This is a genomic window from Sphingobacteriia bacterium, assembly GCA_017304685.1.
Taxonomy (GTDB): domain Bacteria; phylum Pseudomonadota; class Alphaproteobacteria; order Rickettsiales; family 33-17; genus JAFKLR01.
Window position 1 is genome coordinate 538,377 of the sequence record JAFKLR010000003.1, and the last position, 14,062, is coordinate 552,438.

Sequence of the window (14,062 nt, forward strand, 5' to 3'; positions counted from 1 at the left end):
TTTGTTAATTTAGTAATTTATTTTTAAAAGAGGGATGTATGAGAGATTCTATTTCAAGTGGACTTCAAAAGGCTTTACATAGGGCTGCGCTTGAAGCGAATTTCACCTTATTAGGCTGCTTAAAAAAGGAGAAGCTGGATTGTAATTCAAAAGATAAACACGGGAATACACCGCTTCATAATTTAATTAATATAGCTCCTTATAGAAATAAAAATAAAGAAGAATTACTGAAATCAATAGAATTGTTTATTAATGATAAAACAGTCGATTTAAATGCTACGAATAGCTTTGGTGAAACGCCTTTACATTTAGCAGCAATTAACGGAAATTTGCAAATTGTAACAATGTTAATTGAAAGCGGTAGAGTTGATACACAAATTAAAAATCGCTGGGGTAAAATTCCTTTAGAGTGCGCTAATACTAAAGTTGCAAATGTTATCAGGAATTATAACGCTTTACCTATTACTGGACTAAGAGCATTAATTGATAGTAGAAATGAATTGGCAGGAATTGAAATGTTGTAATTAATTTTTTTTAATTATTACACTTTAATTTGAATAAATAATTAGTAAGCTCTTTTTCCTTTTTGCAATCTTCTTTACACCTATTGCTATTTATATCTCTAATATTTTTTAAAGTTTTCTTCTCTTCTCCGTTAAGTGATAGGGTTGCAATGTTAAAAGTTGTTTCGCTGGTAAAATCTGTGGTTATAAGACTGCGAAACGTTCCACAAAGTGTAGAGGTTCCATGTTTTTCTTCTACAGTACGAAATACATCTAATATTACTTTTTCATCTAGCTGTCTTTTCATATTCTTATATTTTTAAAAAATTGTAATGAATATATATAATGTAACATGTGTATTAAATAAGTTAAGTATTTTAAACAAAATTATTTAAATTCTATAATAAATTTAGCTATCTAAAACTTTAATTTTATGCTAAACACGCCCCATAACTTTTGAGAGGATATTTTATGTTAAAAACGCTCAAACAATTTTTAAAAATCTGTTTATTTCTATTCGGAGTTTTTTCTATGGCTAAAGCTGATTCAAATACATTAATTTTAACACTAAAAGATGGTAATGTTTATATTCAAATGTTGCCTGAAGTTGCCCCTAAACACGTTGCAAGAATAAAAGAATTAGTCAAGAAAGGTTATTACGATGGTTTAAATTTCCATAGAGTAATCCCAGGTTTCATGGCTCAAACCGGTGATCCTACAGGTACAGGTTCTGGCGGTAGTGGAGTGAAATTACCTGCAGAATTCTCTACTGAACCACACCTTCGTGGTACCGTTTCAATGGCAAGAACCAATGACCCAAATAGCGCGGATAGCCAATTTTTCATTTGTTTTGAACCAGCTCCACATTTAGATGGTCAATATACAGTATGGGGTAAAGTTACAAAAGGAATGGAATTTGTTGATAAAATTAAGAAAGGTTCTAAAGGCAGTGGCGCTGTTCAAGATCCCGACAAAATTGTAAAAATGAGATTAGAAGGCGATAAATAAGCCAAACTTAAATTTATCCTTAATTTTCAATAAGTTAAATTTAAAATAGTTAAAAATTTAACTTATTGAAAATATTATGTTATAATATTAGCTAAAGCATAATATATGTGAGTTAGGGATAAATTTATGGTTGCTCCAGCTATCAATTTAGATGTATTTAAACAATCAATCGAAGAATTATATAAAGAAGTAAAGCTTACTAGCGATTTCTTTCAAAATAGAGGGAATGTTACCTTTAATGAAGTGTCGGGAAAATTATTCTCTCTTTATTTAAAAAATATTAATAAAAGTAATAGTAATATAAAAGGCGATTTAAATTTAAAAAATGAATTGAAAGTTCAGTTTTATAAATATTTAACTGAAGTTGAATTAGTACCTGCTTATAGCTTGCTTTATGATTATGAAGATTTAGAATTACTAAGATCTAATAATTTGTTTGAAGTCAAAGAAGAAAATGGAAAGAATATTTATTATTCTAAACTATTACCTGATGTTCAAAATCAAGAATCTGTAAAAACTCTAGTAAATAAATTAAATAAATTTCCTGAAACTAAAGACCTTAAAGAGGAAGATATTAGGCTAATTGTTCAGTTTGGAACACTTTTGTCTAATACTGCTAGCGATATTGAAAAACAAGCTATATCGGAAGGTTTAGAAAAAGCTATTGGAAACATGGATTTAAATAAAGTTTTAGGCGGACTTTTAAAAATAAAGCATCCTTTTGCTCAGGTCTATCATAAGCCAATTAGTGATTTACGCAGATTAATATTCAAATTAAAAGATTTAGATAAACTGGAAGATATAGTTAATCGTTTAGAAAAGGGTGAGAAAATTACTCTTAAAGAATATTCAATTATATATGCAGCATCAGAACAAGCTGGAACTCTATTTGCACTTGGATACACTAATAATGATAGAATCGAAAGAGTTCAAGTGTGTTTAGAAAGAATAATGCCAACTATAGTTGCAACTTATAACGCAACTAATCAGATGAAAATTGATACAGGTATTATATTAAATGATTTTATTAAGCTTGAAAAATTAGGGATTCATTTAAGAAATAAAGCTCAAATTTTAAATAAAAAATATATTTCAAATTATTCTCATGCAGGTGTTTATTATAAAAAATTAGTTAGAAATGATAAAGGTGAGATCGTAAAAGATATCAATGGAAATAGTACTTATGAATTAAAAATGGGAGAAATAGAAGCTACCTATCAAGAAGATGCGTTAAGTTTAAGAGCAATTTTAGGTAGCGATTCATTTAATATTAAAATTGATAGGCTTATTAATACAAATAAAGTCAAAAATAATCGTCTTAATAAAGAAGAGATTGAAAAATTTGCTAATAATAAATTTAAAGAAATATTTTCTAATTTAATGAGTCCTGAGAAATTTGGCGCAGCAGAAAATGGGAATAGATTAGAAAATTCGGTATCAAAAATATTACTAGCAGGTATGGCTGATTATGGATTGTTTTCATTCCATAAATATTTATTTAAAGACCGTAATAATAAAAAAATTCATGACCAGTTTTTTGGTAATGGCATAAGTAAGAAAAAATATAAATTATGTTCTCAATTTGCCGCAGAGGCAGTTTTGGCGGCAGTTGTTGAATTAAACGAGCAAATTAAAAAAGAATATGGAATTACTGAAGATTTAATTCAAATTCCTTTTGATAAAGGTGAAAAATTATCAAGAGTAAATCCTGGTAGATTATATAAATTACTTGACCAAGCAGGTTGTATTGAGAAAGTTTATTTACCAAAAGAAATAAGAGATATGTTCAGCGATTTTTATGATCCAGTTAATTTTAAAGATTTATCCCAAAAGAAAATAGATGAGCTTTTTGTACAAGCTTTTAGGCAGCGTGATGAATTATTGTTAGAAGATTTTAAGAATAATCCTAAGATAATACCATCGGAAAAAGCGCTTAAAGAAGCTTTAAGCTTTGCATTAAAAGATAAAGATAATGAAGAATTAAAATTCTTACATGAAAATTATTTAGATAACTTAAAATCCCCAAAGCTTGTATTTGAAACAATAAAAGAGGCGTTAAAAGCAGGTGAAGTTGAATTTGCTTTATTACTTAATGCAAATAATAAATCAAAAGAATTTAAAAAAGAGTTTGAGAAGTTTAAACAAGATTTAGAAAAAGAAATCGCGAATGGGCTTAATATTGCATCTACTTTAGAGAGGTTGATTAATGCTTACAACCATCCTGAGGTTAGAAGCAATATTATCGGAATGCCAGATGTATTATTAGCAATAGGTGAAATAGGCGGGCCAAAATTGCAAAATGAAATTATAAATATGACTTCAGTGCATTCTTTTTCCTATCTTCAATCTGTTACTAACGAGAAGTTAGAGCAAATAAATAACAAAGATAATTTAGTTATTGAAAATATTAAAAAACAATATAAAGAAACAAAGGCGATGATTAAAAGTTACAATGCAATGGGTAATGGAGTACCAATTGATTTAATTCACAAAGCACTTGAAGAAGCAGTATTAAGTAAAAATGCTAAAGCAATTCATAAATTAAAAAATGAATTTTCACATTGTTTGTCCCCAAAGATTATATTTGAGCATTTAAAAACAGCATTAGCAAATGATGATTTTGAAGTAGCAATTGCTTTAAGCGTTGACCCTAAAATGGTAAAAACAAAAGAATATAAACAAGAATTTGATAAATTTAAAAAGGAATTATCAAAAAGTTTTCATTTTTCTAGAGATGTTCCTCAATTACTGGAAGCTTATAAAAATGATGTTGAGAATTTAAAGGGTAAGCCAGTTCCGGATATCTTAATTGCTGTAGCAGAAATAGGTGGGTTAAAGATAGCGAATGAAATTATGACCGAAGTATCTAAGATAAATTCCTCAGTTTTAAATATTTCCGTTAATGATAAGGGAAAAGGGCTTGAGCTTTAATTATGTAAAAAGTAACTTTCAATATTTTCCTGAGGAAAATTGTAAGGCTCACCGTAATTCACTTCTAATGGCGCAATGAAGTTAAATTCTTCCCAAAATGTTAAAAATGATTCGTCAAAATCAGCTTTTTCAATATTAGAGCTATTATTCATTGATAATATACATTCCGGAAGTTGGTTTTTTAACCAAATATTAAAGTAATTTAAATTTACCTTAACCTTTGTATCTTCTTTCATATCAGATAATAGATCTTTAAGTGTTTCCATATTTCAATAACTTAAATTATGTTTATTAATTATTATATCTTATATTAATAAAAAATTAATAAAATGTCAAGGATTATATATTTTTAAAGCAATGTTTAATTTCTTCTTTATTAATCAGTTGATTATTTCTTCGTTTTTCTTCTATTCCTCTTAAAGTACTTAGAGAAGTAAGGAGATTTTTAGAATTTGAATTATGCTCAAGATATTCCTTAGCATAATGGTTAAATAATCCAGGAATTTCAGAAGATAAGATATTTAAACTATTATTTAAATCAAGATCAATTTCTATTAAACGAGTTATATTAGCAAAAATCTTTCTATATGATAAATCTTGAAATTTAGAATTGTTTTGGATTATTTTTAATGCTTCTTCTGTTATTTGTAAAAATGTTTGACCTAAATTTACAAATAGATGTTGATCTTCAGCAGATAAATTCTCTTGTTTTACAATTTTAACATATGCATAAATTAATTTGGCTATATGAATATGATTTCTCTCAATTGCTGTTCTAAAGGGTGAGGGAATATACTTATCTTCTTTGTAAGATAATACGGTATATGGAATATGAATAGCGTTATGTTCTAGTAAAGCTTCTGCGATTGGGAGAGAATCTGTTTGATGTAAAAGGGTAAAACCATTTTCATCAATAATATTAGCATTTGCACCACTATTTAAAGCAGCTTCTACCTTTTTTACCGCTTTTTTATTTACGGCATTTATTAAAGTTGAATTAATTAAAGAGTGTTTTTTTCTAGCGTCAGGTGCCTTTAATTGCATGTGTAAGCTCATAAAAATTAATATTAAATTTATGCTAAATATAATTTTTTGATATGTAAATAATAATTAAAATTTTAATTAGTTTTTACCGTGAGCTTTATGTTCATTTATATTATAACCTGATTTAATGTTTTTTCTAAATGTTGCTAATTCACTTGCAGCTAATACAGGATTGATAGTTGGATGAACATATTCAAAAATTTTAATAAGAATTTCATCAGGAAGTTCAAAGGATTTTAAATCCGCTGGATTATTTGAATATTTTTCTTTTTCATCTATTTTAATAGTTTTAGTAACACTAATGCTTCTAAATGAGCAACCTATTCCAAAATTTTTATCTTCACGATTTAAAATAAAATTATCAAATATGAAGAAATAAAAAGGTGTAATTGCATTAAAAATTATTTTATGAAACTTTAAACTATTAGCGGTTATATTAATCTTTTGGCTTATTAATATATTTTCTATTAAATTAATTTTCATTTTTACGAGTTTTCGAACTAAATTACTTAAGCCATTTACTCCCTCTAAAATTTCGGTAAAAAACTGAAAATGTTTAGATATTTTTTTATAAGCTTTTTTAATATCTTTACTTGGACGATTTATATCGCTTATAAAATTTGGTTTCCATGGGTCAGCATTATATTTTGGTAGAGGTTCTTGTAAAAATTTTGTTTGTTGTTCTTCAGTTTTATCTTTTAAAAAATATGTATAGAACCTTCTTATAAAGGGAAGTTTTAAATGTATTCCATTACCGATATTAACCTTAAATTTTCTTTGAATAGCAAGTAAATTATCATTATTTAATAAATTAGGATCAGCGCCAACTGATAATAATAACAAAAATTTATCTTTTTGTGAATCTCGATGGTCGTAATTTGAATTACAAGCATGTAATAAAGTGTCATTATTTGTGTTTATCGGCGCATTGATGTATAGTTTATTTAATACTAAAATTTTAAAAATTTTTAACTTAATTTTATCAATAATTTCTGAATAAGTTTTAATATTCTTATCTTCACGTTTGGGAAATGGAATAGCGCCAAAAGCTATAAAGGTTTCAATTAATTTAAAGTTTTCTGAATCAACTGAGCATACTAATTCTAATGGATAGTATTTACCTTTAAGCGGTGGGTTATAGTTTAATTGCGGTTGAAAAGGGATGTTCAATAATTCTGGTTTAATACCGTAAAATGCTTCTAATAGTTTTGTAATCCTGATTGAATATGGTCTTCTCTAAATCATAGCTTGAATACATCATGATTAGTTTCCTTATAATTTTCTGTAGATATTAGAAAAATTAGAAAATTTTATACCATTTTTCTTTTGATTTAACTCCTTTAAGTAATTCATAAGCTTTATGATACCAAGGGTTATGAGGGAAATTATAACCTAAAATACTTGCATATTTTTGTGCCTCATTAACAAGACCCATTGAATAATAAATTTCAGTTAGTCTAAATAAAGCTTCTGCTACGTGAATAGTTTTATTAAATCTATCAACCACTGTTTTGAATCTATTTAAAGCGCCAATAATATTATTTTTCTTTAAATAAAAACGACCAACCGACATTTCTTGTGCAGCTAAATGTTCATGTACTAAATCAAGTTTAACTTTTGCATCTTTAGCATAAGGTGAATCTGGGAAGCGATTAATAACTTCTTCAAGTGAATTAAGGGCTTTATATGTATCCTGTTGATCTCTTCCTGCATTATTAATTTGATCGTAATTGTTTAGTGCAATTAGGTAGTAAGCATAATCAGCGTTTTGATGAAGAGGATAGAGTTGTAAAAACCTTTCTAAAGAAGCAATTGAAGCTGCAAAATTATTTTGTGCATATTGTAAGTAAGCATACATTAATTGCCCTTTAATAGCCCATTTTGAATAAGGGAATTCTTTTTCTAGTTGTTCAAACAATTCAGATGCTTTTGCTATTTCTTTTTTATTTAATTCTACAACAGCTTCAGTATATAAAGCCTCTGCTGATTCATAATTTTTTTCAACTTCTTTTTTAGTCGAAGCACAATTTGCAAGAAGCAAGGTAGTGATTAAGGTAATTACAAGTTTTTTCATAATGATAAGTTAATTTTATTTAATTAATATTTCTTATAAAAATGCACTAACACATTTGTATATTGCTATACACTATACAAAAAAATACAAGTTAGTGATATTTTTTTGTATCATTTTTTGTGTAAAAGTTGAAATTATTTATATCAATAAATATTTTTCTAATCTTACATACCTTAAATTTACTAATAACCAGTTAAAATAATTAATTAATAAATAAATTAGTAATGTTTCATCTAGATTACTAATAAAACCTATGATATATTGATAATATTAGGAGCTAATATGTCGGAAGAAAGGGTATCAATTGTAGGCTTACCAAAAGCACTTGTTTTACAAGCGTTATGCAATAATGTAAAACCAAAATTTCCTGGTATGTCAAAAATCAGCATGCGATACGAAGAAGCGGAAGCAATTATAAGAGTCTCAGAAAAAACTAATAATTTTATATATGGTGTTATAAAAAATATATTTCACCTTGATATTGATTTGCATGGATTTGACTTTGATCCAACCAATTATGATAGAATGTATGGCAAAGGGCTTGCTAAAAAAATTATCAATACTCTTTATAAACAAATAGAAGTCGAAGAATAACTTCTTTCTAAAAATTATAAATAAAGTTTTTATAATTAAAAAATTTTCCATTTATATCAAATGTTTATTAATAAACTTACATTTGTTAATACTTTAATAATTGACTTTAGTAAATTAAATCTTAAATTAATGTTTATATGTAAATTTAAACTTAGGTTTTATTAATGAAAGAAGTTTTGGAAAGAGATTTATTAGAGATTTACAATGCTTATATTGCTATCGATCAGTTAATTGAAATTCAAACGATTAGCCAAAAAGATTGCTTAACTAAGCTTAGGGAATCAATTCATAAACTTACATGGAATCTATCAGACGAGTTAACAATTAGAAATAAATATGGTCGAATAAAATATTTAGACGGTGTAAATCATATTAGAGAACTATATATAGCAGATTGGGAGTTATTAGAATTTTTAGGACTTATTACAAATGAAGATGTTTTTCCTAATATCCAAAATATTGATTTCGTAAATATTTTTAAAAAAGACTTTATTACCTTAAGAAATAATTTGTTATTTTTATTAAATGAAAGAAAAGATATTTTGCCTAAGGAAATAAGTGATCGCATAACAATTGAAGCCAATAAATACGAAGTTTCTGGCGTTTATAAGTACATTACTATAAACCATTTTGTATCTTTTGTACGAGATATATATAATTTAAATTTTATTAGAGAAAAAATAAATCTTTTAAAGGTTATCGAAAAAGACAGCTTAATAAGTACAGATGAAGTTAAGAAAAGTTTTTATAAATATTCTGCGTCTCAAATTATTGTAGACATTGGTGAAGCATATAAATATTTATCCGAGCCTTTAAAGTTAGATAAAAACATAGGTCTTAAATTAAAACCTTTAAGCGAAAAAAGAAATGAAACTCATTCTAACCCGCAAATAATGGAAAATTATGTTACTAAACAAGAATATTTACCGGTTTGTGAAGATGTTTTTTTAAATAATTTGGAAACAACTATAAATGATAAAATTGTAATTCTCAAAGAATGCATTCAAACAGACAATTTTAGTCCTATTATACCTTCTAGTGGTTCAATTAAGGCTTCTAATACAAAACACTTAGAAAAAATGCTTACACTTGCCATTTCTACGCAAGAATATATTAATAAATTAGAGAACTACTTAGTAAAAGTACAAGATAGTAATTTAGATATAGATTCTTTCTATGATTCGTTTACTAATGAAGAAAAGCAAGAAGACGATGTATTAAAAAGGTTTTTTGGTGAAGCTAAAAATACAAGAAATAAAATAGAAAATAATTACAAGGCAAATAATAAGAAAAATACTAATAAAAAAGACTTGTCGCTATTATTTAAATATACTGAACAATCTAAAAAATTTGATTTTGCTGAATATATCCAAATCATAATAGAAGATCAAAAAATAAACTACCTTAATTATTTAAAAGAAATTAAAGAGCAGTCAAGCTTTTCGTTGGTAATTAATTCAAAAGATAATTTTGAAAAGCTAAAACGAATTTTAAATTTACCTTCGCTTAGTGAAACTAATTTTGAAGAGAATTTCTTAATAATTGAATCAATACTTGAAGCGAAAATTGAATTTATTACTAATAAATTAAATATGAGCCTTGTAAATAAACTAAGCGATAGTAAATCAGTTACTGAACAATCAAGTGATCATGAAGATCAAAATAAGCAGGAAAGTAATTTTAAACAGCTTCAACGCGTCGAAAGTAAATTAAAGTTATTAGAGGCATTTTATAATTCAACATTTGAAAAAACTTTATACAACTATGCCGTAGGTTATATTTTAATCACAATTAATGAGTCATTATCGAAAATAAAATTTAATGATCCTTCTATAAAAGAATTATTAAACGAGCTAATTGAAGAAAGTGTAGCAAATTTAAGATATATACGTAATAAAGAATGTGCGCATAGTACATTTTCAAGTAAAAAAGATGCTATTGATAATTTTGTAGTTAATAGTTTATTACCGCTTAAGCATGATTATACAGCATTATCCAGCATATTTAATTATGACGAAACAAAAAGTTATGACATAGAATTATTATATAAGTTTGGAACGGCTTTTCTAAGGTTAGGCAAATTTAAACAAGCCTATCTAGTTTTTAAAAAAGCAAAAGAAGCTTATGAAAAACAACTTTTTGATAAGGAAGCATTAGATAATCCTAATATTATAATTCTTACTATGGAAACAGATGTTAATTGTAATTTAATGATAATTAATCTTCATATGGCTAAGTGTTTGTTTTTGGCTAATGAACCAGAACAATCTATGGAGGTTTTATTAAAATCAAATAACTTTTTAAAAATGCTGGAATCTTCTTTACAAGTAGAAATTCCTGAAGTCACAAGTAAATTAGCAAAATTGAATATAAATGAATATAAAGAACTTCAAGCTATAAAAACAATTTTTGAAGAATATTTAGGTAAAGAAAACACTGAATATTTTGAAACCATATTAAAATATAAGAAAAAAGTTATTCAAGTTTTTTTAGATACAAACCTATTATATGGCATCATTCAAACAAAGCTTGGAATGAATGAAGAAGCCTATAAAACCTTAAATGACTTATATGTTAATTTTGCACATTATTTCAAGGAAGCACCGGAAGATATAAAAATATCGGTAGAATTACAACTTTTTAAGTTAACTTATGTGTTACAGAAAGAAGAAGCGCTAAAAGTTTTAACAACTAAAATGCTTGAAAGTATCAAAGATTTTGAAGAAGTTACGCAATTTCATAGTTACTTACATTTTGCAAATTTGTATATAAATTTTAAAAAAGCAGATCAAGCCAGATTCTTCTTAAAAAAGGCTGAAGATATTTATAATGCTCATAAAGCGAAATTTATTGACAGATTTGGAATTGGAATAAAAGATTTAGAAGCTCAACTCTTACTCGTTAAAGCGGGGGTTTATAGAGATACTAATAATGAATTGTTTGGATCTACGCTTGAAGAATTAAGAAATATAGAGATAAAATGTTCAAATACATTTTATTATCCCGAAATTTTAAATACCTTAATTATATGTGAAGTTAAAATTGGTAATTTAGAACGTGCAAAAGATTATTTGGAAAAGCTTGAAAAACATAGTGAAAATAAAGCAATTGATAAAAGCTTAGTTTTATTTAATTATTTTGAAATTGCAGAAAAATTAGCTGAATCTGATAACCATTTAAATGAAGTGATAGAAATTCTTAATAAAGCCTTAGCTTATAAAAAGGCATATAATTTAAAGCTCTCCGGAAGTCGAAAAGAAAGTTATTATAACATGATTAGTAATTTAGGTTATAATTATTTAAGGCTTAATAATTATGCTAAAGCTGAAGAATACTATAAAAAAACTTTAAAAAAGCAAATTAAAAATCAATATAACATTTATATAACTCTAGATAATTTAGCGGATACTTATTTTCGTTGGGGGGTAAGTTCAAAGGATATTAGTACTAAGGCTAAATATTTTGGGTATTCTTTATTTTATATAAATTTTATAAAGCATTCTTTTAAAGAAAAAGACAGGCTAAAAATTAATTTATGCTTTGAAAAAGACTTTGAGTTTATTAATAAATTTATATCAAATGAAGCAGATGAGAATATTAAAATTATTATTAAAAGCTCTATTAAAGAAGCTAAAGAAATTTTTGATAATGAGCTACTAGTACCTAATTTAAAAAATCATCGTACAATGTTTGAAGTGAAAGCTGGTTTTAAAGATGAAAAAATTGTTGAACTATAAACTTTTATGTATAAAATGCGCATGAAATTTTAAAAAGGTATATTATGGCAAAAGAAAAAATTTCTATAAAAGGAATTTCCTATGCACATGTTTTACAGGCTTTATATAATAATGCCAAATCACCTAATAATACATTCTACAAAATGAGTTTAAAAAAAGCTCAGGAAATTATCAATTTAGCTTTTGAGAATGATAATTTCTTTTTACAAGAAGTTTATATGCGTGAATTATATATAGATATTAGTACTAATGAATTTGATCCAACTGAATATGATAAAAGAAATGGCGAAGAAGGTTTAGCAAAAAAAATAATTTATAGCCTGCGTGAATTATTAGGCGGTAAAACTTTTAGAGGTAGCGTAAATATAGATTATGAAAAGAATACAAGCAGTAGAAAGTTATAATTTAATACTGCTTGTATAAGTAATTGTTAATGTGCGAACTTTTTAAATTTTGTTTTCTTTACTGATTCTTCACCAAGTCTACGTATTTTATCTTCTTCATAATCTTGGAAGTTACCTTGGAACCACTCAACGTGGCCATTTCCTTCAAAAGCTAGCATATGTGTTGCAATTCTATCTAAGAACCAACGATCATGCGAAATAACAAGCACGCAACCATTGAAATCAAGAATAGCTTCTTCAAGCGCACGTAAGGTTTCAACGTCTAAATCATTTGTTGGTTCGTCAAGTAATATAACGTTATGGCTTTCTTTTAACATTTTTGCCAAATGAACACGGTTTCTTTCACCACCAGAAAGTACTCCAATAGGTTTTTGTTGGTCACTACCTCTGAAGTTAAAGGCAGAACAATAAGCGCGGCTTTTTACAACCGTTTTACCAACTTCCATATCTTCTAGGCCTAAAGAAATTTCTTCCCAAACAGTTTTTTCATTATTCAAAGAATCGCGGCTTTGGTCAACATAACCAAGTTTTACTGATTCTCCTACAACAAATGAACCTGTATCAGGCTTTTCATGTTCTGTTATCATTTTAAATAATGTTGTTTTACCAGCGCCATTAGGACCAATAATGCCAACAATCGCAGCAGGTGGAATATCGAATGTTAAGTCTTTAATAACAGTCTTTTCACCGAAAGCTTTATTGATTTGTTCAGCTTTAATAACAATATTGCCAAGGCGAGGGCCATCTGGAATAATAATTTGAGCTGTACCTTGACGTTTTTCTCTTTCTTCTGATGCAAGTTTTTCATAAGCAGCAAGTCTTGCTTTACTTTTAGCTTGTCTTGCGCGTGGTGATTCACGAACCCATTCAAGCTCTCTTTGTAAAGTTTTACGGCGATCACTTTCACTTTTTTCTTCTTGAGCTAAGCGTTTTTCTTTTTGTTCAAGCCAAGAGGTATAATTTCCTTCCCATGGAATACCTTCACCACGGTCAAGTTCTAAAATCCAACCGGTAACGTTATCTAAGAAGTAACGATCGTGGGTAATCATAACCACGGTTCCTTTGTATTCTCTTAAATATTGCTCAAGCCATGCTACTGATTCTGCATCTAAATGGTTTGTTGGCTCATCGAGAAGTAACATGTCAGGTTTTTCAAGGAGTAATTTACAAATTGCAACTCTGCGCCTTTCACCACCAGAAAGTTTAGTAACATCTGAGTCTTTTGGTGGGCAATTAAGTGCATCCATAGCAATTTCGACTTCACGCTCTAAATCCCAAGCTCCACAAGCATCAATTTGCTCTTGAAGTTGTCCTTGTCTTTCGATTAAAGCGTTCATTTCATCATCTGACATAGGTTCAGCAAACTTATTACTTATCTCATAATATTCATCTAAAAGGACTTTTTTATCTTTTAATGCTTCTAAAATATTTTCATAAGCGTTCTTTGTTTCATCAAGTTTTGGTTCTTGTGCTAAATAACCAATTTTAACACCTTCTGCAGGCCATGCTTCACCGATAAAATCTTTATCAATACCTGCCATAATACGAAGTAATGTCGATTTACCGGAACCGTTCGGACCAATAACACCAATTTTAGCGCCTGGATAAAACGATAACCAAATATCTTTTAAAACCTGGCGATGTCCCTGAACGACTTTACCAACGCCTTTCATAACGTAAATGAATTTATGCGACATATTATACCCTTTAGCCTATTTTTAAGTTTGATTATAAATACAAGGTTTATAGGTAAAGTTCAAGTTAGAT

12 protein-coding genes are annotated in these 14,062 nt (G+C 27.4%); 6 read left to right on the forward strand and 6 right to left on the reverse strand.

Annotation, left to right across the window (positions count from 1 at the left end):
* Positions 1-38 precede the first annotated feature (38 nt).
* Complete coding sequence (locus J0H68_02555) at positions 39-524, forward strand: ankyrin repeat domain-containing protein (protein ID MBN8827568.1); 486 nt, start codon at positions 39-41, stop codon at positions 522-524.
* A gap of 10 nt (positions 525-534) precedes the next feature.
* On the opposite strand, the gene J0H68_02560 is transcribed toward J0H68_02555, so the two are convergent.
* Complete coding sequence (locus tag J0H68_02560; GenBank protein MBN8827569.1) at positions 535-810, reverse strand: hypothetical protein; 276 nt, start codon at positions 808-810, stop codon at positions 535-537.
* Between the two features lie 164 nt (positions 811-974).
* Here J0H68_02560 and J0H68_02565 point away from each other — a divergent pair, with 164 nt between their 5' ends.
* Both J0H68_02565 and J0H68_02570 read left to right on the forward strand, forming a co-directional pair.
* A complete protein-coding gene (locus tag J0H68_02565) occupies positions 975-1,511 on the forward strand; it encodes a peptidylprolyl isomerase (protein ID MBN8827570.1) in 537 nt (178 codons plus the stop codon).
* A gap of 126 nt (positions 1,512-1,637) precedes the next feature.
* Positions 1,638-4,442, forward strand: a complete 2,805-nt coding sequence (locus tag J0H68_02570; protein MBN8827571.1) for a hypothetical protein — start codon at positions 1,638-1,640, stop codon at positions 4,440-4,442.
* On the opposite strand, the gene J0H68_02575 is transcribed toward J0H68_02570, so the two are convergent.
* The 4 genes from J0H68_02575 to J0H68_02590 all read right to left on the reverse strand — a co-directional run bounded on the left by J0H68_02575 (position 4,439) and on the right by J0H68_02590 (position 7,560).
* Positions 4,439-4,708, reverse strand: coding sequence for a hypothetical protein (locus tag J0H68_02575; GenBank protein ID MBN8827572.1), 270 nt, complete (start codon positions 4,706-4,708; stop codon positions 4,439-4,441). The genes J0H68_02570 and J0H68_02575 overlap by 4 nt on opposite strands.
* A 73-nt stretch (positions 4,709-4,781) precedes the next feature.
* The gene (locus J0H68_02580) at positions 4,782-5,498 is read right to left on the reverse strand and encodes a hypothetical protein (protein MBN8827573.1); all 717 of its coding nucleotides are present in this window, start codon (positions 5,496-5,498) and stop codon (positions 4,782-4,784) included.
* Positions 5,499-5,564: 66 nt separating this feature from the next.
* Positions 5,565-6,656: a hypothetical protein gene (locus J0H68_02585; protein ID MBN8827574.1), complete on the reverse strand. Its 1,092-nt coding sequence runs from the start codon at positions 6,654-6,656 to the stop codon at positions 5,565-5,567.
* Between the two features lie 130 nt (positions 6,657-6,786).
* Positions 6,787-7,560, reverse strand: a complete 774-nt coding sequence (locus tag J0H68_02590) for an outer membrane protein assembly factor BamD (protein ID MBN8827575.1) — start codon at positions 7,558-7,560, stop codon at positions 6,787-6,789.
* Positions 7,561-7,842: 282 nt separating this feature from the next.
* On the opposite strand from J0H68_02590, the gene J0H68_02595 reads away from it, so the two are divergent.
* The 3 genes from J0H68_02595 (at position 7,843) to J0H68_02605 (ending at position 12,295) form a co-directional block, all read left to right on the forward strand.
* A complete protein-coding gene (locus J0H68_02595) occupies positions 7,843-8,154 on the forward strand; it encodes a hypothetical protein (GenBank protein MBN8827576.1) in 312 nt (103 codons plus the stop codon).
* Positions 8,155-8,318: 164 nt separating this feature from the next.
* Complete coding sequence (locus J0H68_02600) at positions 8,319-11,891, forward strand: tetratricopeptide repeat protein (protein ID MBN8827577.1); 3,573 nt, start codon at positions 8,319-8,321, stop codon at positions 11,889-11,891.
* A gap of 44 nt (positions 11,892-11,935) precedes the next feature.
* A complete protein-coding gene (locus J0H68_02605) occupies positions 11,936-12,295 on the forward strand; it encodes a hypothetical protein (protein MBN8827578.1) in 360 nt (119 codons plus the stop codon).
* 26 nt (positions 12,296-12,321) lie between these two features.
* Here J0H68_02605 and ettA read toward each other — a convergent pair whose 3' ends face one another.
* Positions 12,322-13,992 carry an energy-dependent translational throttle protein EttA gene (ettA, locus tag J0H68_02610; GenBank protein MBN8827579.1) on the reverse strand — a complete coding sequence of 557 codons (1,671 nt, stop codon included), beginning with the start codon at positions 13,990-13,992 and terminating at the stop codon, positions 12,322-12,324.
* Between the last annotated feature and the right edge of the window lie 70 nt (positions 13,993-14,062).

What these genes read in the sequence shown, in the direction of transcription:
- J0H68_02555 (MBN8827568.1), top strand. Translation starts at nt 39, where the DNA reads ATGAGAGATTCTATTTCAAGTGGACTTCAAAAGGCTTTACATAGGGCT.
- J0H68_02560 (MBN8827569.1), bottom strand. Translation starts at nt 810, where the DNA reads ATGAAAAGACAGCTAGATGAAAAAGTAATATTAGATGTATTTCGTACT.
- J0H68_02565 (MBN8827570.1), top strand. Translation starts at nt 975, where the DNA reads ATGTTAAAAACGCTCAAACAATTTTTAAAAATCTGTTTATTTCTATTC.
- J0H68_02570 (MBN8827571.1), top strand. Translation starts at nt 1,638, where the DNA reads ATGGTTGCTCCAGCTATCAATTTAGATGTATTTAAACAATCAATCGAA.
- J0H68_02575 (MBN8827572.1), bottom strand. Translation starts at nt 4,708, where the DNA reads ATGGAAACACTTAAAGATCTATTATCTGATATGAAAGAAGATACAAAG.
- J0H68_02580 (MBN8827573.1), bottom strand. Translation starts at nt 5,498, where the DNA reads ATGAGCTTACACATGCAATTAAAGGCACCTGACGCTAGAAAAAAACAC.
- J0H68_02590 (MBN8827575.1), bottom strand. Translation starts at nt 7,560, where the DNA reads ATGAAAAAACTTGTAATTACCTTAATCACTACCTTGCTTCTTGCAAAT.
- J0H68_02595 (MBN8827576.1), top strand. Translation starts at nt 7,843, where the DNA reads ATGTCGGAAGAAAGGGTATCAATTGTAGGCTTACCAAAAGCACTTGTT.
- J0H68_02600 (MBN8827577.1), top strand. Translation starts at nt 8,319, where the DNA reads ATGAAAGAAGTTTTGGAAAGAGATTTATTAGAGATTTACAATGCTTAT.
- J0H68_02605 (MBN8827578.1), top strand. Translation starts at nt 11,936, where the DNA reads ATGGCAAAAGAAAAAATTTCTATAAAAGGAATTTCCTATGCACATGTT.
- ettA (MBN8827579.1), bottom strand. Translation starts at nt 13,992, where the DNA reads ATGTCGCATAAATTCATTTACGTTATGAAAGGCGTTGGTAAAGTCGTT.